We start from the raw sequence: 19,783 nt of genomic DNA on the forward strand, positions 1-19,783 counted from the left end.
CGAAAGCGTTTTCGATCAGGGCCGATCGCGAGACGGCAGGGCCTCGATCTCTGCGGTCGTCAGCTTCCTGGCGATGCGCACGCGGCACGGTTGAGGCCCCGTCGCCGGGCTGAGCAAGGCGGCCTGATCGCCGGGACACAGCCGGCTGGATCCGGCGACAGGTTCCAGCGCGATCGACAGGGCGCGGGTCATGTCGCGACAGAAGGGGGTTTCGATCTGGAATACCCCGGCGTCCGCCGTGCGGACGTACAGGGTCTGGTCGTTCGGCGCGATGAAGTTGCGCACCAGATTGGGCCGGAAGCACTGGCCGGCGTCGGCGCGGCTGGCCGTCGCCATACCCGGAGATGGCGCACAGGCCGACAAGGCGAGGAGGGCCGCCGACGACAGGATGAGACGATGCATATTCAACTCCTGAACAAGCCCCCGCTTCATCCTGCGCGCGTCGGCGAGAACGATGCAAGGGCTTCCGTCAGGACCGCAGGCCGCCGGGGCGACACGCGCGCCGCCAGATCGCGCGGCAGGGGCGAGGGCTGACCAAGGATGACGGCGGCGACATGCTCGCCCAGCAAGGGCGCGACGCAAAAGCCGCGCGACCCCAGACCGCCGAGCACATAGAGGCCCTCATCGAGAGCGCCGGCCAAAGGCAGGCGATCCGGCGTCGTGGCGCGGACTGCCGCCCGATGCTGAACAGGCCCGGCCGCCGCGATGCGCTCGGCCAATACCGGCAGGCGCGCTTCCAAGGTCGCCAGATTTCGCGCGCTGTCGTCCTCGCGCGCCGCCGCGTCGGTGTCGCCCCGATCATGGGTCGCGCCGAACAGCACGCCTTGGCCCGTCGGAACCGCATAGCCGCCCCAGGCCATGGGGTGGATGGTCACGTCCCCGTCGATCCAGTCCGCCTGGCCCCGCACGGGCGAAAGGCGCGGCGTCTGGTCGAACCCGTCCAGCAGAGCGGCCGATCCCCAGCCGGCGGCGAGAACCACCGCATCGACCTCGCCCAGCACGACGTCGGCTTCGCCAATCAAGCGCCAGCAGCCGTCGGCGCGCTCCAGCCGCATCACGCGCTCAGAGCGCACCTCCGCGTCCGAAAGCCAGGTCGAGAGCACCGCCGCAGGGCGCACCGCGAATGCGCCCTTCATCAGCAGACCGCCTTGCCCCGTTGCTTCGCCGGCCACGATTGACGCCGCCCCTTCGTCCAGCACAGCCATGTCATCAGCATTCCAGATCGGCTGGCGAGCGATCTTTTCGAACCGGGCCGCATCCCGCGGCACCTGGGGCAGTTGCAGCACGCCGTGGCCCGTTACGGCGTCCGGGATCGCGGCATACAGATGCCGCGCCCGCTCCAGCGCCTGGGCGTGCAGGGCGGCGATGCCGTGGTCGCCGGCGTCCAGACGCGGCGTGACCAGGGCCGCCGGAAAGCCAGATCCGCCCGCGCCGGGGTGCTCACCCTCGAACACCATCGCCCGGACGCCCTGCGCGTACAGCGCACGAGCCACCGACGCGCCGGCGACGCCCGCGCCGATCACGGCGACGCGGGGCGGCGGCGACGGTTCGAAAGCCGAGGGTAGATGGGCCTCAAGCCGCTCGCGCTTGCGGCCATGACCGGGGCGCTTCTCGACGACGAAACCCTGCTCGGCCAGGCTCCGCCGCACAGCCCCGGCGACAGTGAAGGTGGCCAGGCGCGCGCCCGGCGCCGAGCGCTCGGCAATCAAGGCCATCACTTCGGGCGACCACATGCCCGGGTTCAGCGCAGGCGAAAAACCGTCCAGGAACCAGGCGTCCGCCGATCCCGACCACTGCTCCAGCGCCCAGGCGGCATCGCCAACCGCCAGGTCCAGCACGGCGTCGAAGCCCGGCAGGTCCACCCGGTGAAAGCCCGGCGTTGCGGCCGGCCAGCTTGCGATCAAGGCCTCGGTCGCCTCCGTCAGTTCGGGCCAGGCGCCCAGCGCCCGCACCGCTTCCGCCGCCGTCAGCGGAAACCCCTCGACAGAGAAGATGTGCAGCCGCCCGCCCTCGGGCCGCGTTCGTCGCCAAAGGTCCAGCAGGGCGGCGATGTTCAGCCCCGTGCCGAACCCCAGCTCAGCCACCGTGAAATGATCCCGCCCCATCCAGGCGTCCGGCAGGCCGCACCCCGTCAGAAACACCGCCCGCGTCTCGGCCAGGCCGTCGTCTCGCGAGAAATAGACGTCGCCGAACCGGCCGGAGCGCGGCTCGCCCTCTTCGGTCCAAGTCAATAGGGGCGAGGCGTCGTCGTCAGGCGTCATCGCGCGGCTCTAGCACCTTCGTCGCCGACATGAAAAAGGCCGCCCGGTCGGAGCGGCCTCTTTAAGCTTTGGTGTCGACGCGGCCTAGTGGGCGGCCGCCGGACCATGCGCAGGCTCGGCCGGCGCGACGGGGGCGGGCGCGGCGGCTGAGGCGTCGGCGCCCTGCATCGTCGTGGCGGCCTGGGCGGCGGTGTCTTCCTGAATGGCCTGATTGGCCGCCGCTTCGGCGTCCTTGGCGGCCTGATCGACCGTCAGGGCGGCTTCTTCAGCGCTGCCGGCGGCCTCGACCGCATCGGTAGCCGGCGCTTCGGCCTTTTCTTCCGGGGCCTTGCTGCAGGCGGCCAGGACCAGGAGCGCGGCGGATGCGGCGACGAGGGCTTTGATACGCATAAAGATGTCTCCGAAGCTTGCGAGACCGGAACGTCTCTTGGCGCAAACGATAGGGCCGCCGCGCGCGGCAGGGCAAGTTAAGATCAGGAAAGTCGGGATCAGTCGGCGGTGATGCTGTTCAGCGCCTCTTCCATCTCGCTGAACGACGGCTGCGCCGACGACGGGATGTCGCCCCGGCCGATCTCGACCGAGATCTGGGCGGCGTTGCCGTGCAGGTGGGCGACCAGCACCGACTGGATGATCTTATAGTAGGCGGCTTCCTCGTTGATGATCGCCGTCAGGCGCGCCGCGAACGGACCGACCAGACCATAGGCCAGGAACACGCCCATGAATGTGCCGACCAGGGCGCCGCCGATCATACCGCCTAGAACCTCGGGCGGCTCGGTGATCGAACCCATGGTCTTGATGACCCCCAACACGGCCGCGACGATGCCCAGTGCAGGCAGGCCGTCGGCCAGGTTCTGAAGCGCGTGGGCGTTTTCCAGATGCTCGTGGTGATGCTTTTCGAGCTGCTTTTCCATCGCATCCTCGACCTGGTGCGGATCCTCCAGGTTCATCGTCATCATCCGCAGGGTGTCGCAGATGAAGTCGACGGCGAAATGGTCCTTCAGCACCTTGGGGTACTTCTGGAAGATTGTTGATTCCTTGGGCTTTTCGATATGGCTTTCCAGCGCCACCACGCCCTTGGACTTCATCGTCTTGGTCAGCTGGAACAACAGCGACAGCAGGTCCTTGTAGTCCTGCTTCTTCCACTTCGGCCCGGCGAAGGTCTTGCCCAGCCCCGCCATGGATCCCTTGATCACCGGCAGGGAGTTGGAGATCAGAAAGGCGGCGATGCCCGCCCCGCCGATGGCCATCAGCTCATGCGGCGCGGCGTGCATGATCACTTCGAACTTGCCGCCCGAAATGGCGTAGCTGCCGAAGACGAGGCCGAACAGCAGCACGATGCCGATGATCTGGAACATGGGGGCGAACAATCCTGACGCGAGAGGTCGGGACTATCGCCATTAATCATTAAGACGGCGTTTCGCGAACGCCGCCTTCCCAGTCGTCACAGACGGGTTTCGCCCTTCAGGATGGCGTTGCGTCCGGCCGCCGTCAGCTTCTGATAGCCCGCAGCTCCGCCCCGTATGTAGAGGGCGGCGCCGGTCTTGGACGGATCGAACCCGTCGACCACCAGATCGGCCTTGCGGTATTTGAAGGTCCCGGTCGTCTCGGCCGATTTGATCAGCCGCACGAACACCGGCTGGGCATAGGCGGGCAGCTTGGCCTCGACATGGTCGGAGAAGGCCTGGGCGTCGAACTTGCCTTCCACCACCAGGGCCGCCATGCCGGCCTTGCCGTCCTGGGCCGGAACAGGCACGCCATAGACGATGGCTTCGGTCACGCCCGGCGCGTCCATCAGCACCTGTTCGACCTCGGAGGTCGAGACGTTCTCGCCCTTCCAGCGGAAGGTGTCGCCCATCCGATCGACGAAGTAGAAATAGCCTTCCTTGTCCTGCTTCATCAGGTCGCCGGTGCGGAACCAGCGGTCGCCCTTCTTGAACACGTCGGTCAGGATCTTCTTCTGCGAGGCGGCCTTGTCGGCATAGCCCGAGAAGTCGTGGCGGATGTCGTTGCCGATCAGGCCGATGGCTTCGCCGACCTCGCCGACGCGCGCCAGGCGACACAGACCGTCCGAGCCGCGGATCGGCTGTTCGGTCTCCACGTCGAACTCGACCAGGCGGATATTGATCTGCGACTTCAGGAAGCTCGGCACCCGACCGATCGCGCCCTGTTTGCCGTCGAAGTTGAACAGCGAGACATTGCCTTCGGTCGAGCCGTAGAACTCCAGGATGTCGGGGATCTTAAACCGGCTCTGGAAGTCGGGCCAGACATCGGCGCGCAGGCCGTTGCCGAACGCCAGACGCAGCTTGTGCTTGGTCTCGTCCTCATGCGGCGGGCAGTTGACCAGATAGCGGCACAGCTCGCCGATATAGACGAACATGGTCGCGCCCGACGAGCGCACGTCAGGCCAGAAGGTGCTGGCCGAAAACTTCTTGCGGATCACCAACCGCGCACCGTTCAACAGCGCTGCGCCCACCCCGACCAGACCGCCGGTCGAGTGATACAGCGGCAGGACGTTGAAGATCCGGTCTTCGGGCGTCGAACGCGTGGCGCCGGCGAAGGCGCGCATATAGGTCCGGGCGCGCGAATGCGGGATGCGCGCCGCCTTGGGCAGACCGGTCGTGCCGGAGGTGTAGATATAAAGGGCGGTGTCGCGGTTGGTCAGGCCTTCGCGCGCCGACTTGGACGGCCGCACCGAAGACCCGCCGCGCACGGGCTTGTCCAGGCCGCGACGGTCGCTGGTCTCCAAATCGTCGGTCAAGCCCAGAACCCAGAGCGCCAGGTTGTGATCGACCAGAGGCCGCGCCTCCTCGATCTGACGCCAGCAATCCTCGTCAGCGACGACGTTGAAGGCCTTGGAGATGGCCAGGCAGTGAGCCAGCCCCTGTCCGTTCAGATTGGTGTTGATCAGGGCCGTGGCGATGCCGACCTTGGAGAAGCCGATCCACGCCGCCAGATACTCGATCCGGTTGGTCATCATCAGGGCGATGGTGTCGCTGCGACGCAGACCCCGGTTCTTGGCCCAATGGGCGAAGCGGTTCGCCATGGCGTCCAGGTCGCGATAGGTCAGGGTGCGCTGCCCGTCGTCGATAGCGATGTTGTCGGCGAACTTGTCGACCGCTTCTTCAAAGTCGTCACAGAGCAGGACGTCGCTGTCCAACTCGATCGGCTTGATGCGTTTCAACAGACGGAACAGGCCGCGCGCGAACCGGACATCCCTGCGGATATTGGCTACAAAACCCATGCGCGCCGTACTCCGGTCATTGCGTGTTCCACCCGGTCCGGTGATGGACGAAGGCGGCCGGTCGGGTCAACCGTAGGGTCCGCAATCCTTCGCGAACCTGACAAATTGCCGCCCGGCCGTGATCCATTTGTTCGGTTGACGCGGCGGAAATCCAGAGCATCGTCCTGCTTTTTATTGCCGCATTGACGACAAATGCGGCGGCCGCGCGCACGGTCTTCGCCCCATTCCGGGCGGAAACGGTGTTTCTTCGGGGCTTTTGCGCTTTAGGCGGAACGGCGTTGCGGAACGGCGGGTTGGTTGATCGACGTTATGGAGGACAGAAACGATGTCTATGACCTATGCCAACGCCAATACCGAAGCCCGCGCTGACACGACCTTCGTTCCGCGCTACGCCCGTCCGACCAAGTCCAAGAAGTCGGTGAAGACTTGGATGATCCTGGCCCCGATCGGCGCGGTGGTGCTGCTGGGCAGCGGCGTCGCCATGATGATGGGCGGCGAACAGACCGCTCCCGCCCAGCCGGCCGAGACCGCCGCGCCTGCTATGCAGACCGCGCCCGCCGCAATGACGGCCGCCCAAACGCCGGTCACGCCCGCCCCGGTCGAAGTCGCCCCCACGCCGGCCGCCGCTTCGACCCCCTCTGCTGCGCCTGCGCCGGTCGCGCGCCGCGCCGAACCCGTGGCCCGTCGCTCTGCGCCGGCTGTTGAACGGCCCGCCGCCGCCCGTGTTGAAACGCCTGCCGCGCCTGCGGGCCCGCAACCCTACACCGCGCCGGCCGCTTCGACGTCGAGCACCAGCCAGTTGAACACCGCGCCCGCGGCTTCGACCCCGGCTCCGGTCGTGACCATGCGAACTGAGCCGACGATCACGGTCCAACCGCAAAACTGATTGCGGTCAGCAAAAGAAGAGCCCCGGCCTCGGTCGGGGCTTTTTCTATGATCACACTCAAGCCCCGCTGACGCGCCAGATGACATTGCCCACGTCGTCGGCGACCAGCAGCGCCCCGTGCCGATCGATCTGCACCCCCACAGGCCGGCCCTGAGCCTGACCCCGGGCGTTCAGAAATCCGGTCAGAACATCTTGCGGCGGCCCGGCGGGACGTCCATCGACGAACGGCACGAAAATCACCTTATAGCCGCTGCGGACGCTGCGGTTCCACGACCCGTGCTGCCCGACGAAAACGCCCGAGCGCAAGGCCGGCGGCAACAGGTTCGCGCCCTCGCCGAATGTCAGCCCCAGCGACGCCGTGTGCGCGCCCAGGGCGTAATCCGGCCGGATCGCGCGCGCGACCATCGTCGGATTGGCGGGTGGGCGCGTATCGACATTTTGGCCGTAATAGCTCCACGGCCAGCCATAAAAGGCGCCCGGCGCCACCGAGGTCATATAGTCGGGCGCCAGATCGTCGCCGATCTCATCACGCTCGTTGACCGCCACCCACAGCTGGCCGGTCTGCGGGTTCCAGTCCATGCCGACCGGATTGCGCAGGCCCGAGGCATAGACCTGCCGCGCGCCCGTCGCCGGATCGATCTCTAGTATGGCGGCGCGATCGACTTCCTCGTCCAGGCCGTTCTCGCCAACGTTGGAGTTGGAGCCGACGCCGACATAAAGCCGCCGGCCGTCAGGGCTGGCGACAAGGCTCTTGGTCCAATGGTGATTGCGGCCGGCGGGCAGGTCTACGACCTTCGTGGCCGCCGCGTCGATCCGCGTCTGGCCGCTCTGATACGGAAAGGCCACCACCGCATCGGCGTTGGCGACGTAGAGACGGTCGCCCACCAATGCCATGCCGAACGGCGAGTTCAGTCCGGTCAGGAAATCGGTCTTGATCTCCGCTGCGCCGTCGCCGTCCGCGTCCCGCAGCAGGACGATCTTGTTGGGACTTGGGACACCGGCGCCGGCCTTGGCCATGACCTTGCCCATCACCCAGCCACGCAGGCCGCCCTTCTTGTCTTCGGGCTTGGGCGGCGCATTCGACTCCGCGACCAGAATATCGCCGTTGGGCAGGCGATAGAGCCAGCGCGGGTGATCCAGGCCTGTCGCGAACGCCTGAACGCGCAAACCCACCGCCGCGACCGGCGTCGCGCCTTCGGGCCAGCTCGACGCCGGGGCGATGTTGACGGTGGGCAGCAAGCCCTGACGCGGCGCCGGCAGTTGCGGGTCCGGACCAAATCCCGCTGCGACGGGCAAGGCTGTCCCACCCGCGCAGGCTCCCAAACCGATCACCGTCGCGAGCAGTGTCGAGGCGAACAAAACCGTCCGTGGCGAGCGCATGACCTTTGATCCTTACCGCGCCGGTTGGGCCGGGAACTCCAGACGACTGACGTCGTAACCAAGGGCCCGCGCCCGTTCGGTCAGGGCGCGCACCTGCTGCTCGCTGGGCAGGTCGCGCGTGTAGATGAACAGGCGATTGAAGGTCGGATCCGCCGAGATGAACCAGCTGTAATCGTCCGCCCGATCCAGCACCCAATAGTCCCAGGTCACGAACCCGGCCAGATATTTGACCCTCAGCTTGGCGTTCGTTCCGGGATCGAGGATTTCGCCCCGTCCGCCGATGGCCTTTTCCTTGCCGTCCGGCGTGCCGACCTGACAGGTGTCGCGCACATCGACCCGCGCGCCGTCCACCGGCGTATAGATCGATGCGCCGGCGACGCAGCCGTCGGTCAACCGATCCGGCAGGCGCGCGATCTCGTGCCAGCGCCCGGACCACAGACGCTGCACATCCACCGGCTTGGCCGGCTGCGGCGCGCGATATTCGGACGGGGACGGCGCGGTCACGCATCCCGCCAGCGCGATCGCGGCGACGGCGGATGCGGCCAGGGATTTCAGGCTGGACATGGGCGTTTCCGTTTCGAAGCCATAAGCCGCTTCCAGCGACCCTGGTTCCGTTACGCACCGACGGCGAAATCGGACGCTGCGGGCCGAAAATCTCCTAGCGGGGAACAGGAACCCTCGCTTGTCCCCTGGCGCGCATTGGCGTTGTCACATGGAGTTCGACGGAGACGCCCCGGTGACCACCGCCACCCTGACCAGAAGACCTGCCGCCCTGTCCGCGCCGCGCCTGACACACCTTCAGCGCCTGGAGGCCGAGAGCATCCACATCCTGCGCGAGGTGGCGGCCGAGGCCGAGCGCCCGGTCATGCTGTATTCGATCGGCAAGGATTCAGCCGTCATGCTGCACCTGGCGAAGAAGGCCTTCTATCCGTCCAGGCCGCCCTTCCCGCTTCTGCACGTCGACACGACGTGGAAGTTTCGCGCCATGTACGCGATGCGCGAACAGGCCGCCGCCGATCTGGGCGTCCAACTGCTGGTCCATCAGAACCCCGAGGCCGTCGCACGCGGCATCAACCCGTTCGATCACGGCTCGGCCCTGCACACGGACCTGTGGAAGACCGAAGGTTTGAAACAGGCCCTGAACCATTACGGCTTCGACGCGGCCTTCGGCGGCGCCCGTCGCGACGAGGAGAAGTCGCGCGCCAAGGAGCGGATCTTCTCGTTCCGCACCGCCGAGCATCGCTGGGATCCGAAGAACCAGAGGCCGGAACTCTGGCGGCTCTACAACACGCGCAAACAGCCGGGCGAGAGCATCCGCGTCTTCCCGATCTCAAACTGGACCGAACTGGACGTCTGGCAATACATCCACTTGGAGCAGATCCCCATTGTGCCGCTCTATCTGGCCGCCGAACGGCCGGTGGTGGAACGTGACGGCGCCCTGATCATGGTCGATGACGACCGGTTCCGCCTGCGTCCCGGCGAGACGCCGCAGATGAAGTCCGTCCGCTTCCGCACCCTGGGCTGCTATCCCTTGACCGGGGCGGTCGAGAGCACGGCCGCGACTCTGCCTGAGGTCATCCAGGAAATGCTGCTGACCACCACCTCCGAGCGCCAGGGTCGGATGATCGACCACGACCAATCCGCCTCGATGGAGAAGAAGAAGCAGGAGGGCTATTTCTGATGGCCCACCAATCGGATCTGATCGCCCACGACATCGACGCCTATCTGGACGCCCACCAGCATAAGAGCCTGCTGCGCTTCATCACCTGCGGCAGTGTGGACGACGGCAAGTCCACCCTGATCGGCCGGTTGCTGTACGACTCCAAGATGATCTTCGAGGATCAGATGGCGGCACTGGAGGCGGACAGCCGCCGGGTGGGCACCCAGGGCGGCGACATCGACTTCGCCCTGCTGGTCGACGGCCTGGCCGCCGAGCGGGAACAGGGCATCACCATCGACGTCGCCTATCGCTTCTTCTCGACCGAGAAGCGGAAGTTCATCGTCGCCGACACGCCGGGCCACGAACAGTACACACGCAACATGGTCACCGGCGCCTCCACTGCGGACGCCGCCGTCATCCTGATCGACGCGCGCCGGGGCGTCCTGACCCAGACGCGGCGGCACGCCTATCTGGTCAGCCTTTTGGGCATCCGCCACGTCATCCTAGCCGTCAGCAAGATGGACCTCATGGGCTGGTCTCAGGCGGTGTTCGACGCCATCGTTTCCGACTTCCGCGCCTTCGCCGCCCAGATCGGGCTTCAGGCCTTCGACGCCATCCCGATGTCGGCCCTGCGCGGCGACAATATCACTGAACCCAGCGCTCATTCGCCCTGGTACGCCGGGCCGCCGCTGATGAGCCTGCTGGAAACGCTGGAGGTCGGCGACGCTCTTCAGGCCGATCCGTTACGCCTGCCAGTGCAGTGGGTGAACCGACCCAATCTGGATTTCCGCGGCTTCTCCGGCCAGATCGCCGCCGGGACCGTGCGCCCCGGCGATCCCGTCCGCGTCCTGCCGTCGGGCCGCACCTCGACCGTGGCCCGCATCGTCACCGCCGACGGCGACTTGAGCTTGGCCGTCGCCGGCCAGTCGATCACCCTGACCCTGGCCGACGAGATCGATGTTTCGCGCGGCGACGTCCTGGCCAGCGCCGACGCCCCGCCCGAGGCGGCCGACCAGTTCGAGGCCACGGTGGTCTGGATGGACGACGAACCCCTGCTGCCGGGCCGGCCTTACTTGCTCAAGATCGGCGCCAAACTGGTGGGCGCCACCATCACCGAGCCCAAGCACAAGGTGAACGTCAACACCCTGGAGCAGCAGCCGGCCAAGCGGCTGGAGCTGAACGAAATCGGCGTCTGCAATCTGTCCCTGGACGCCCCCGTCGCCTTCGCCTCCTACGCTCAGAACAAGGATCTGGGCGGTTTCATCCTGATCGACCGGATCTCGAACCGCACGGTCGGGGCGGGTTTGCTGCACTTCGCCCTGCGCCGCGCCCACAACATCCACTGGCAGGCGCTGTCGGTCGACAAGGCGGCGCGCGCCACGATCAAGAACCAGACAGGCCGCGTCGTCTGGCTGACCGGCCTGTCGGGCGCGGGCAAATCGACCATCGCCGATCTGGTGGAAAAGCGGCTCCACGCCGACGGTCGCCACACCTATCTGCTGGACGGCGACAATGTCCGCCACGGCCTGAACCGCGACCTGGGCTTTACGGAGGAGGACCGGGTCGAGAACATCCGCCGCGTCGCCGAAGTTTCCAAACTGATGGTGGACGCCGGCCTGATCGTCCTGGTCAGCTTCATCTCGCCCTTCCGCGCCGAGCGCCGCCTGGCCCGCGATCTGCTGGGCGAGGGCGAGTTCGTCGAGGTCCACGTCGACACGCCCCTGGCGGTGGCCGAGGCCCGCGACGTCAAGGGCCTCTACAAAAAGGCCCGCGCCGGAGAGCTCAAGAACTTCACCGGCATCGACAGCCCTTATGAAGCGCCCGAACACCCCGAGATCGTCGTGGACACCACCACCATGTCGCCCGAGGACGCCGCCGAGCGCATCGTCGCTTGGCTGGATGGGCGCTTCTCGATCGAGGACTTCGCCATCTAGGTTCGGAACCTTGACCGTTCGCCGGACGCTCTAGGACGCGATGACCAATCCGATCCAGAAGCTGGGCCTCGACACCATCGAACAGTCGCAGATCGCCCGCATCGCCGGGATCAATCTGACGCTGGGCGGTCTGGTCAGCGCGGGCGTGATCCTCCTGATCGCCTTCGCCGCCCATTGGCTGGTGACGCGGTCGCTGCGCCGGGTGCGCGAGCGCTCGGACCGCAGCCGTCAGGCGATCTATCTGCTGGAGCGCCTGGCCGGCTACGGCATCATCGTCGTGGGGATTATGTCTGCCCTGTCGGCGGCAGGGCTGAACCTGTCGTCCCTGACCGTCTTCGCCGGCGCGCTCGGCATCGGCGTGGGTCTGGGTCTGCAGGGCGTGGTCAAGGAGTTCGTCTCCGGCCTGTTCCTGATCTTCGACCGGATGGTGTCGGTCGGCGACTATATCGAGATCGAGGACATCGGCATCCGCGGCGCCATCATGGAGATCGGCCCGCGCGCCACCCGTGTCCGCACCAACGACAACGTCAATGTCCTGGTGCCCAACTCGCGCTTCATCGAACAGCCCGTCACCAACTGGACGATGAAGGGCGACACCCGCCGCATCCATGTGCCCTTCACCGTCGCCTATGGCTCGGACCGGGGACAGGTGCGCGATGCGGTTCTGGCCGCCGCCCGCGCCAGCCCCTTCACCCTGCCGGAGACGGAGGCCCGCAAGAGCCAGGTCTGGCTGGTGGCCTTTGGCGATCGGGGCCTGTCATTCGAACTGGTGGTCTGGCCGACGCGCGACGCCGTCAAACGCCCGGCGGCCATGCACGCGGCCTACACCTGGCTGATCGCCGACGCCCTGGATGCGGCGGGCGTCGAGGTGCCGGTGCCCCAGACCGATCTTCGCCTGCGCACCGCCTTCGGCCTGGACGGCGAGGAGGCCTTGAAGCGCCTCGGCTACGGCGTCGGCTCGCCACCGCGACCGACCGGCCCGCAAAGTCCCGCCCGAACCGCCAACGACGCCGCCGACGACGTCATGGCCGACGACGAGGCCGAGACGCCGGAACCGCCCGCTCCGCCCAAGGCGCGTCAGACGGACTGAGCCGCCTTGGCCTTCGACCGCCAGGCATGCAGCAACGGCTCGGTATAACCGTTCGGCTGCTCGACGCCTTCGAACACCAGCGCCCGCGCCGCCTGATAGGCCAGACTGTTCTCCGGGTCCGCCGCCATCGGCCGATACAGCGGATCGCCCGCGTTCTGACCATCGACCTTGGCCGCCATGCGCTGGAACGCGGCCTCGACCTGATCGGCCGTGCAGACCCCGTGCAGCAGCCAGTTGGCGATATGCTGCGAACTGATCCGCAGCGTCGCCCGATCCTCCATCAGGCCGATGTCGTGGATGTCCGGCACCTTGGAGCAGCCCACCCCCTGATCAATCCAGCGCACGACATAGCCCAGTATGCCCTGGGCGTTGTTGTCCAGCTCGGCCGCCACCTCGTCCTCGGACCAGTTGACGCCGTTCGCCAGCGGCGGGGTCAGCAAGGCCTCCAGTCCCGGCGTGTCGCGCCCGGCCACATCCTTCTGAACCCCGAACACATCGACCGCATGATAGTGCAGCGCATGCAGGGTCGCCGCCGTCGGCGAGGGGGTCCAGGCGGTGTTCGCGCCCGTCTTCGGGTGGCCGATCTTCTGCTCCAGCATGTCCGCCATCCGGTCCGGCGCCGCCCACATCCCCTTGCCGATCTGGGCCTTGCCCGACAGGCCGCATTTCAGGCCGATGGCGACGTTTCTCGCCTCATAGGCCGCGATCCAGGCGCTGGATTTGATGTCCGCCTTTCGCACCACCGGCCCGGCCTGCATGGCCGTGTGGATCTCGTCGCCGGTGCGATCCAAAAAGCCTGTGTTGATGAAGACGATCCGGTCCTTCACCGCCTGAATGCAGGCCGCCAGATTGGCCGAGGTCCGCCGTTCCTCGTCCATCACCCCGACCTTGATCGCATGACGCGGCAGGGCCAGCAGATCCTCGACCGCATCGAACAGCCGGTCGGTGAAGGCGGCCTCTTCCGGCCCGTGCATCTTGGGTTTGACGATATAGACAGAGCCCGTCGCGCTGTTGCCGAACCCGCCCAGACCCTTGATGTCATAAAGCGCGATCAGGCTGGTCACGATGGCGTCCATGATCCCCTCCGGCGCCTCAGACCCATCTGCCAGACGAATGGCCGGGGTCGTCATCAGATGCCCGACGTTGCGCACGAACAGCAGGCTGCGCCCCTTCAGCATCACCGACGACCCGTCCGGCGCCATCCACTGGCGATCCGGCTCCAGAGCGCGGGTCAGGGTCTCGCCGCCCTTCTTGAACGTCGCGGACAGGTCGCCGCGCATCAGACCCAGCCAGTTGCGATAGGCCTCGGCTTTGTCGGCCGCATCAACCGCCGCGACGGAATCCTCCAGATCGACGATGGTCGACAGGGCCGACTCCAGCACCACGTCCGCCAGACCGGCCGCATCGCTGCGCCCCACCGGGTGGCTGCGGTCGATCACCAGTTCGATGTGCAGTCCGTTGTTGACCAGCAGGATCGAGGCGGGCGCGCTGGCCTCGCCCGTGAAGCCTACGAACTGTCCCGCATCCTTCAGCGCGGGTGACAACGCGCCGTCGATCACCGACCAGCCGGCGACATCCGAATGCGAACTCTCCGCCAGCGGCGCCGCCTCATCCAAAAAGGCCTTGGCCCGCGCCACCACCCGCGCGCCGCGCTCCGCGTCATAGCCGCCGCCGGCCGGCAGGTCGCCCAACGCATCCGTTCCGTAAAGCGCATCATACAGGCTGCCCCACCGCGCATTGGCGGCGTTCAGCAGGAAACGGGCGTTCAGCACCGGCACCACCAGCTGCGGCCCGGCCATGCGCGCGATCTCGGCGTCCACGCCCTCGGTCCCGACGGTGAATGGCGCCGGCTCCTCGACCAGGTAGCCGATCTCTTTCAGGAAGGCCTGCGACGCCGCCACATCATACGGCTGGCCCCGCCGCGCCCTGTGCCAGTCGTCAATCTGCGCCTGCAAGGCGTCGCGTCGCGCCAGCAGCGCCCTGTTCTCGGGCGCGAACCGCTCGAAGATCGCCGCCGCTCCGCTCCAGAAGGCCGCCGAATCAAGTCCCAGCCCCGGCAGTACGTCCTGCTCGATCAGGGCGATGAGTTCGCCCGCGACCTTCAGCCCGGCGCGATCTTCATGGGTCGTCATGACGGCCTCTCTCCGGCGCTATGCCGGCCTGTAACAATGCGTGATCAGGTAAGCCGAGGCCGCGCACCGGCGCAAGGGTCACGTCGCGTCATCGCCGTCGCTTTTCGTCTAAGGCGACAGCCGGCTGGTCACAAACGCTTAACCGCGTCCGTGAACGGGACCGCAAGCGACGGCGTCTATTGTGAGCTTACGGACGAACTCGCGTCCGGTCAGTCGAGCGTCTCGCCCATGCTGTTTCTTCTGAACGACGTCGTGTTCGACCTGGACGAGGCCTGCCCGGTCACGCCTGCCGACGCGCGCCGGTTCGAGAAGCTGGGTCTGGACTATCTGCTGGAACTGGGCTGCGAGCTCTTCGCCGAGGACCCGCTGCTTCATCGCAACGATCCCGAACGCGCCCGTCGCCTGGCCTGGCTGATCGCCGAGCGCAGCCCGGACGTGAACGCCGCCCTGTTCGCAGCGCCGGCCGCGGCCTGCAATCCGGATTTGGTCGAGCCGCGCTTCTGCACCCTGCCCGAACAGGTGATGCGCCAGCTTCAGGCCAAGGGCCGTCGCCTCGACGCCGTCTCCGCCGACCGCGCCGTCTGGAACCGCCTGGCCGCCTGATCGCGGCCTGAAACGCCGTCAGAGGACGGCGTTGAACACCACATGGACCAGCGTCGCCACGGCTACGATAAAGCCGAAGCCGACGACCAGCCCCACCGCCGGATGCAGCGGCGCCCGCTCACGCGGCGCATGGGCGATACGGTCTTGCGGATGGATGACAGCCATCGTCCTTGTCCTTTCCCTATGATCCCGGATCGATCCGGGAGGGGAGCGTCGGACTCTGACGGCCTGATCGTCTCCTCCAGAACCGAGCATGACTCCGATAGCCCTTCGTGGCGAGGGGTTATTTCGCCCGGCGCAATCCCGTGACTTTGAGGCCTGTCCGCGCTAGTCGCGCGCCATGTCCTCACTGACCCTGCCTGAAGAAGCCGCGCGCCGCCGGACCTTCGCCATCATCGCCCACCCGGATGCGGGCAAGACGACCCTGACCGAGCACATCCTGTTGGCGGGCGGCGCCATTCGTGCGGCCGGCGCGGTGCGGGCGCGCGGCGAGAACCGGCGCACCCGTTCGGACTGGATGAAGATCGAAAAGGAACGGGGCATCTCGGTCTCGGCCTCGGTCATGACGTTCGAGCACGACGGCAAGATGTTCAACCTGCTCGATACGCCCGGGCACGAGGACTTTTCGGAAGACACCTATCGCACTCTGACCGCCGCCGATTGCGCCATCATGGTGCTGGACGCCGCCAAGGGCATCGAGCCGCAGACGCTGAAGCTGTTCGAGGTCTGCCGCCTGCGTGACATTCCGATCATCACCTTCATCAACAAGCTGGACCGCGAGGCCCAGGACCCGATGGCCCTGCTGGACGACATCGCGTCGCGGCTGCAACTGGACCCCGCCCCGATCTGGTGGCCGGCCGAGAGCGGCAATCGCCTGCGCGGCATGGTCGAGGTCGGCACCGGCCGGTTCCAGCCCTATACCCGCAAGGCCGCCGGTTCGGCCGAGGATCCCGAACACCCCCCCGCCCTGCCGCTGGACCAGGCGGCCCAGTATTTCGAGGCGGGCGAGCAGGACAATCTCGCCGAGGCCGTCGAACTGGTCGAGGGCGGCTATCCGGCCTTTGACCGCCAGGCCTTCCTGGAAGGTCACATGACGCCGGTGCTGTGGGGATCGGCGCTTCGCCACTTCGGCATCGACGAACTGCTGAAGGCCATCGGCGACTGGGCCCCGGCGCCCAAGGTCATGAGGGCCAAAAAGGAATCCCCACCCGAGACCCGCAACGCCCCCGCCCCTGTCGAGACCGAGGTCGAACCGGGATCCAACGAGGTCACCGGCTTCGTCTTCAAGGTCCAGGCGAACATGGACCCCAACCACCGCGACCGGATCGCCATGTTCCGTATGGCGTCGGGCGCCTTCAAGCGCGGCATGAAGCTGAAGGTGCAGAACACCGGCAAGTCCCTGTCGGTCAATGCGCCGATTATGTTCTTCGCCTCGGACCGCGAACTGGCTGACGACGCCTTCGCCGGCGACGTGATCGGCATTCCGAACCACGGCGTGCTGCGCGTCGGCGACAGCCTGTCGGAGAGCGGCGTTGTCCGTTTCGCCGGCCTGCCGAACTTCGCCCCCGAAATCCTGCAACGGGTGCGGGTCAAGGATCCGCTGAAGGCCAAACACCTGAAGAAGGCGCTGGAAGGTCTGGCCGAGGAAGGCGTGACCCAGCTGTTCCGTCCCGAAATCGGATCGGACTTCATCGTCGGCGCCGTGGGCCAGCTGCAGTTCGAGGTCATGGCCGACCGTCTGGGCGAGGAGTACGGCCTGGACGTCGTCTTCGAACCCTCCCCCTACGCCGAAGCGCGCTGGATCGCTCCAGGCTCGGAGGGGGCCGACGCGGACGTCGAGGACTTCAGCGGCAAATATCGTCCCCAGATGGCGCGCGACATCGACCAGGCCCCGGTCTTCCTGGCCAAGTCGAGCTGGGAGACCGGCTATGTCGGCGAACGCTTCCCCAAGATCGCCTTCACCAAGACGAAGGAACGCGGCTAAGGCCGGGCGCCGCAAACGACTTCCTTTGGTCACGCGGCTGAGCCATTCTAGGTCCATGTCACTCGTCGCCCTCGCCAGCACCGTCGTCATGCTGCAGGCCTCCCCTGCTGCGGGGCTGGTCTCCTATGACGAGGCCGTGCGTTGCGCGGGCCTGACGCAGGCGGCGTCGGAGCTGGAAGGCGGCGAGAGCGCGCAAGGCCGGCGGCTGTACGACGCCGCCCTCTACTGGTCGCTGGCGGCGATGCAGGCGGGCACGGCGGCCGGAAAGCGCGCCTCGGTCGCCGAGGCGGATCAGACGCGGGCGCGGATCACTGCGGTGCGACAGCTGAGCGCCGATGCCGCCCAGGCTCGGGCCGCCCTGCAACGCTGTCAGCAGAAGACGCCGAATCTGGACTGACGATTTTCGCGCCAAGGCCAAGCCGAACCGCATCTGCGGCGCTGCGTTTGCATCGGACACTGCAAGTGACGCAGTCTGCGTCCCGAAGCGGGATAACCGAGGTCCAGCATGTTCGAATTCGGCCGTGATCTTCGAAAACTCTTCGCCCAGGCGCGAGAGAGCGAAGACCTGGGCTGGGTCGAACTGATCGGCGCGGATCTGCTGCGCGCGGAGGCGCGACGCGAGGCCACGGACGCCGGACGCGTCTCTTGCGCGCGTCCCTTCGAGACCGAGAACCGCGCCTGCGCCCTGTGGCGCGAACACGCCCGACGCACCGGCGCCGCCGACAGTCTGGACCGGGCCGAACGCTGCGCCGACAGCCTGGCGCGTTCAGCTGTTGGCGAGGATCAGATCGCGCGGGCCGCCATGGCCAAGGCGGCGGTGCTGATGCTGCGCTTTGATCTGTGCGGTGATCCGGCCCGTCTGGACCGCGCGGCGACGACCCTTGCGGCGGTCGGGCAGCCGCGCAGCCGACGCATCGCGGTCGGCATGGCCGCGCTTCACGCCCGGCTGACGGTCCGCACGGCCCGGCTGAGCGGCGACATCGCCCGCCTTCATCAGGCGGCTGACTTGATCGATGAGGCGGTGCGCAGGGACGACGCCGACAACATGGATCTGCGTATGGATCGCGCGGCCCTTTCGTTGGAAATGGGCGTGGTCCAGCGCGACGTGCATCTTCTGGATCACGCCGGCCGCGACCTGGGCGCCCTGGTCGAGGCCGCCTCTCCCGACCATCGCCCCCTGACCCGCGCCCGCGCCCTGGCCCTGTGTGGCGCCGGTCTGTCGGCCTTGGCCGCCATCGCGGGGCATGACGAGGCCCGCAACCAGGGGCGGATCATGTTCGACGCCGCCGCCGATCAGTTCACCCCGGATCACAGCCCGCTGGACTGGGCCGCGATCCAGGTGCTGCGCGTCGGCGACGACGCCCAACCGCTGATGCTGCTGACCCAGGCGGAAGCCCTGACGCAGGGCGGCGAACTGATCATCGGCGCCCTGGCGCGCGAGCGCCGCATCACGCGTGAGGTGGCCCTGGCAGAGGCGGTCAAGAACCTGACCGCCCTGATGACGCTGGAGACGCGGTTGCGGGCGCGCATGGCGACGGCGACGCCGCTCGACTGGGCCGCCGATCAGATCGGCATGGCCGAGATCATGCTGGCGCGGCATCGGCTGGGCGGGGTCGTCCCGACCGATCTGGGGCTGATCCTGGGCGAAGCGGCGATGACGGCGCGAGAAATGGGCGTCGACGCCCTCGCCGATCGCGCCGAGACGCTTCTGAGGGCCTAGACCTCAGCCGCCCATGGCGACGAAGGCGCCGTTCAGGAACCGCGTCTTGCCATAGGCCATCCGCTGCCCGTCATCGGCCAGAACCCGCCCGCCGGCGGCTTCCAGCACCGCTTGGCCCGCTGCGGTGTCCCATTCCGAGGTCGGACCGGTGCGCGGATAGGCGTCGAACCGCCCCTCGGCGATCAGGCAGAATTTCAGCGACGAATCCGTCCCCTGCCAGCGCGAGCAGCCGTGACGGGCGGCCAGACGCGTCGCCTCTTCGTCGGTGACGCTGTGGCTCAGCAGGGCCATGCCTTCCTGCGGCCGATCACGCACCCGGATCGGACGCCAGTCCTCGCCCGAATGGGCCTCGCCGGCCTGAAGGGCGCCGAACTGACGCCGGAAGGCGCCGCCCTCGGGCTTGTCGGTGCGCCAGGTTGTCGCCGTCGCCGGCGCCGTCACCACGCCCGCGACCGGATAGCCGTCATGGATCAGGGCGATATTGACGGTGAAGGCCTCACCGCCGCGCACGAAGCCGCGCGTGCCGTCCAGCGGATCGATCAGCCAGAACCAGTCCTCGGCGGTTTCAGGCGCCCCGTCGGCCGACACGGCCTCCTCCGCCACCGTCTGTACGCCCGGATACAGGGCCGCCAGCCGTTCCAGGATCAGGGCCTCGGCCGCCCGGTCGGCCTGCGTCACCGGGCTGTCGTCGGACTTGGTCTCGACCGCCGTGCCTGCGCGCCAATAGGGCAGGATCAGCCGCGCGGCCTCCTCTGCGATCTCGGCGATGGCCAGGGACAGCGCGCCGGACGTCAGATCGCGCTCAAGAGCAGGTGTCAAAGAGGTCGTCATTGGCGGGTCGATAGACCATCCGGGCGGTTCCATGAACCGGCAAATCACGTCAACTTCGCGC

General features: G+C 67.4%; 18 protein-coding genes. 8 read left to right on the forward strand and 10 right to left on the reverse strand.

Going from position 1 to position 19,783, the window contains the following annotated elements:
* Positions 1-15 precede the first annotated feature (15 nt).
* From DT343_RS09835 to DT343_RS09855, 5 genes are all read right to left on the reverse strand, one after another.
* Complete coding sequence (locus DT343_RS09835; protein ID WP_112862752.1) at positions 16-402, reverse strand: DUF6491 family protein; 387 nt, start codon at positions 400-402, stop codon at positions 16-18.
* 26 nt (positions 403-428) lie between these two features.
* Positions 429-2,261, reverse strand: coding sequence for an FAD-dependent 5-carboxymethylaminomethyl-2-thiouridine(34) oxidoreductase MnmC (gene mnmC / locus DT343_RS09840; RefSeq protein WP_112862753.1), 1,833 nt, complete (start codon positions 2,259-2,261; stop codon positions 429-431).
* Positions 2,262-2,345: 84 nt separating this feature from the next.
* A complete protein-coding gene (locus tag DT343_RS09845) occupies positions 2,346-2,651 on the reverse strand; it encodes a hypothetical protein (protein WP_045811531.1) in 306 nt (101 codons plus the stop codon).
* A gap of 98 nt (positions 2,652-2,749) precedes the next feature.
* Positions 2,750-3,616, reverse strand: coding sequence for a flagellar motor stator protein MotA (gene motA / locus DT343_RS09850; RefSeq protein ID WP_112862754.1), 867 nt, complete (start codon positions 3,614-3,616; stop codon positions 2,750-2,752).
* An 86-nt stretch (positions 3,617-3,702) separates the two neighbouring features.
* Positions 3,703-5,502 carry a long-chain-acyl-CoA synthetase gene (locus DT343_RS09855; protein ID WP_112862755.1) on the reverse strand — a complete coding sequence of 600 codons (1,800 nt, stop codon included), beginning with the start codon at positions 5,500-5,502 and terminating at the stop codon, positions 3,703-3,705.
* A gap of 325 nt (positions 5,503-5,827) precedes the next feature.
* Here DT343_RS09855 and DT343_RS09860 point away from each other — a divergent pair, with 325 nt between their 5' ends.
* Positions 5,828-6,388, forward strand: a complete 561-nt coding sequence (locus DT343_RS09860; protein WP_146756737.1) for a hypothetical protein — start codon at positions 5,828-5,830, stop codon at positions 6,386-6,388.
* 57 nt (positions 6,389-6,445) lie between these two features.
* On the opposite strand, the gene DT343_RS09865 is transcribed toward DT343_RS09860, so the two are convergent.
* Positions 6,446-7,768 carry a PQQ-dependent sugar dehydrogenase gene (locus tag DT343_RS09865; RefSeq protein ID WP_112862757.1) on the reverse strand — a complete coding sequence of 441 codons (1,323 nt, stop codon included), beginning with the start codon at positions 7,766-7,768 and terminating at the stop codon, positions 6,446-6,448.
* Positions 7,769-7,780: 12 nt separating this feature from the next.
* On the reverse strand, positions 7,781-8,332 hold the full coding sequence (locus DT343_RS09870) for a lipocalin family protein (RefSeq protein ID WP_112862758.1): 552 nt from the start codon (positions 8,330-8,332) through the stop codon (positions 7,781-7,783).
* 148 nt (positions 8,333-8,480) lie between these two features.
* Here DT343_RS09870 and cysD point away from each other — a divergent pair, with 148 nt between their 5' ends.
* From cysD to DT343_RS09885, 3 genes are read left to right on the forward strand one after another with little or no spacing between them, the layout of a single operon-like run.
* The gene (cysD, locus tag DT343_RS09875; RefSeq protein ID WP_112862759.1) at positions 8,481-9,449 is read left to right on the forward strand and encodes a sulfate adenylyltransferase subunit CysD; all 969 of its coding nucleotides are present in this window, start codon (positions 8,481-8,483) and stop codon (positions 9,447-9,449) included.
* Positions 9,449-11,362 (forward strand): sulfate adenylyltransferase subunit CysN, encoded by a 1,914-nt coding sequence (cysN, locus tag DT343_RS09880; protein ID WP_112862760.1) that lies wholly within the window; start codon positions 9,449-9,451, stop codon positions 11,360-11,362. Before cysD ends, cysN begins: the two co-directional genes overlap by 1 nt.
* Before the next feature lie 40 nt (positions 11,363-11,402).
* Positions 11,403-12,452 (forward strand): mechanosensitive ion channel family protein, encoded by a 1,050-nt coding sequence (locus DT343_RS09885; RefSeq protein WP_112862761.1) that lies wholly within the window; start codon positions 11,403-11,405, stop codon positions 12,450-12,452.
* Here the strand turns inward: DT343_RS09885 and DT343_RS09890 are convergent.
* Positions 12,440-14,584 (reverse strand): malate synthase G, encoded by a 2,145-nt coding sequence (locus DT343_RS09890; RefSeq protein ID WP_112862762.1) that lies wholly within the window; start codon positions 14,582-14,584, stop codon positions 12,440-12,442. The genes DT343_RS09885 and DT343_RS09890 overlap by 13 nt on opposite strands.
* Positions 14,585-14,812: 228 nt before the next feature.
* On the opposite strand from DT343_RS09890, the gene DT343_RS09895 reads away from it, so the two are divergent.
* A complete protein-coding gene (locus tag DT343_RS09895; protein WP_045811590.1) occupies positions 14,813-15,187 on the forward strand; it encodes a hypothetical protein in 375 nt (124 codons plus the stop codon).
* An 18-nt stretch (positions 15,188-15,205) separates the two neighbouring features.
* On the opposite strand, the gene DT343_RS17505 is transcribed toward DT343_RS09895, so the two are convergent.
* Complete coding sequence (locus tag DT343_RS17505) at positions 15,206-15,352, reverse strand: hypothetical protein (RefSeq protein ID WP_167334160.1); 147 nt, start codon at positions 15,350-15,352, stop codon at positions 15,206-15,208.
* 175 nt (positions 15,353-15,527) lie between these two features.
* Between DT343_RS17505 and DT343_RS09900 the strand changes: the two genes are divergently transcribed.
* The 3 genes from DT343_RS09900 (at position 15,528) to DT343_RS09910 (ending at position 18,891) form a co-directional block, all read left to right on the forward strand.
* Positions 15,528-17,171 (forward strand): peptide chain release factor 3, encoded by a 1,644-nt coding sequence (locus tag DT343_RS09900; protein WP_112862763.1) that lies wholly within the window; start codon positions 15,528-15,530, stop codon positions 17,169-17,171.
* A 55-nt stretch (positions 17,172-17,226) separates the two neighbouring features.
* Complete coding sequence (locus tag DT343_RS09905; protein WP_112862764.1) at positions 17,227-17,568, forward strand: hypothetical protein; 342 nt, start codon at positions 17,227-17,229, stop codon at positions 17,566-17,568.
* Between the two features lie 108 nt (positions 17,569-17,676).
* On the forward strand, positions 17,677-18,891 hold the full coding sequence (locus tag DT343_RS09910) for a hypothetical protein (protein WP_112862765.1): 1,215 nt from the start codon (positions 17,677-17,679) through the stop codon (positions 18,889-18,891).
* Between the two features lie 3 nt (positions 18,892-18,894).
* On the opposite strand, the gene cysQ is transcribed toward DT343_RS09910, so the two are convergent.
* Complete coding sequence (gene cysQ / locus DT343_RS09915) at positions 18,895-19,722, reverse strand: 3'(2'),5'-bisphosphate nucleotidase CysQ (protein WP_112862766.1); 828 nt, start codon at positions 19,720-19,722, stop codon at positions 18,895-18,897.
* Positions 19,723-19,783 lie beyond the last annotated feature (61 nt).

Origin of the sequence: Brevundimonas vesicularis (genome assembly GCF_900445985.1) — a bacterium.
In the GTDB taxonomy this organism is placed as follows: domain Bacteria; phylum Pseudomonadota; class Alphaproteobacteria; order Caulobacterales; family Caulobacteraceae; genus Brevundimonas; species Brevundimonas vesicularis_D.

Excerpts from the sequence above, each read along its gene's own strand:
- DT343_RS09835 (WP_112862752.1), bottom strand. The coding sequence starts at position 402 with ATGCATCGTCTCATCCTGTCGTCGGCGGCCCTCCTCGCCTTGTCGGCC.
- mnmC (WP_112862753.1), bottom strand. The coding sequence starts at position 2,261 with ATGACGCCTGACGACGACGCCTCGCCCCTATTGACTTGGACCGAAGAG.
- DT343_RS09845 (WP_045811531.1), bottom strand. The coding sequence starts at position 2,651 with ATGCGTATCAAAGCCCTCGTCGCCGCATCCGCCGCGCTCCTGGTCCTG.
- motA (WP_112862754.1), bottom strand. The coding sequence starts at position 3,616 with ATGTTCCAGATCATCGGCATCGTGCTGCTGTTCGGCCTCGTCTTCGGC.
- DT343_RS09855 (WP_112862755.1), bottom strand. The coding sequence starts at position 5,502 with ATGGGTTTTGTAGCCAATATCCGCAGGGATGTCCGGTTCGCGCGCGGC.
- DT343_RS09860 (WP_146756737.1), top strand. The coding sequence starts at position 5,828 with ATGTCTATGACCTATGCCAACGCCAATACCGAAGCCCGCGCTGACACG.
- DT343_RS09865 (WP_112862757.1), bottom strand. The coding sequence starts at position 7,768 with ATGCGCTCGCCACGGACGGTTTTGTTCGCCTCGACACTGCTCGCGACG.
- DT343_RS09870 (WP_112862758.1), bottom strand. The coding sequence starts at position 8,332 with ATGTCCAGCCTGAAATCCCTGGCCGCATCCGCCGTCGCCGCGATCGCG.
- cysD (WP_112862759.1), top strand. The coding sequence starts at position 8,481 with ATGGAGTTCGACGGAGACGCCCCGGTGACCACCGCCACCCTGACCAGA.
- cysN (WP_112862760.1), top strand. The coding sequence starts at position 9,449 with ATGGCCCACCAATCGGATCTGATCGCCCACGACATCGACGCCTATCTG.
- DT343_RS09885 (WP_112862761.1), top strand. The coding sequence starts at position 11,403 with ATGACCAATCCGATCCAGAAGCTGGGCCTCGACACCATCGAACAGTCG.
- DT343_RS09890 (WP_112862762.1), bottom strand. The coding sequence starts at position 14,584 with ATGACGACCCATGAAGATCGCGCCGGGCTGAAGGTCGCGGGCGAACTC.
- DT343_RS09895 (WP_045811590.1), top strand. The coding sequence starts at position 14,813 with ATGCTGTTTCTTCTGAACGACGTCGTGTTCGACCTGGACGAGGCCTGC.
- DT343_RS17505 (WP_167334160.1), bottom strand. The coding sequence starts at position 15,352 with ATGGCTGTCATCCATCCGCAAGACCGTATCGCCCATGCGCCGCGTGAG.
- DT343_RS09900 (WP_112862763.1), top strand. The coding sequence starts at position 15,528 with ATGTCCTCACTGACCCTGCCTGAAGAAGCCGCGCGCCGCCGGACCTTC.
- DT343_RS09905 (WP_112862764.1), top strand. The coding sequence starts at position 17,227 with ATGTCACTCGTCGCCCTCGCCAGCACCGTCGTCATGCTGCAGGCCTCC.
- DT343_RS09910 (WP_112862765.1), top strand. The coding sequence starts at position 17,677 with ATGTTCGAATTCGGCCGTGATCTTCGAAAACTCTTCGCCCAGGCGCGA.
- cysQ (WP_112862766.1), bottom strand. The coding sequence starts at position 19,722 with ATGACGACCTCTTTGACACCTGCTCTTGAGCGCGATCTGACGTCCGGC.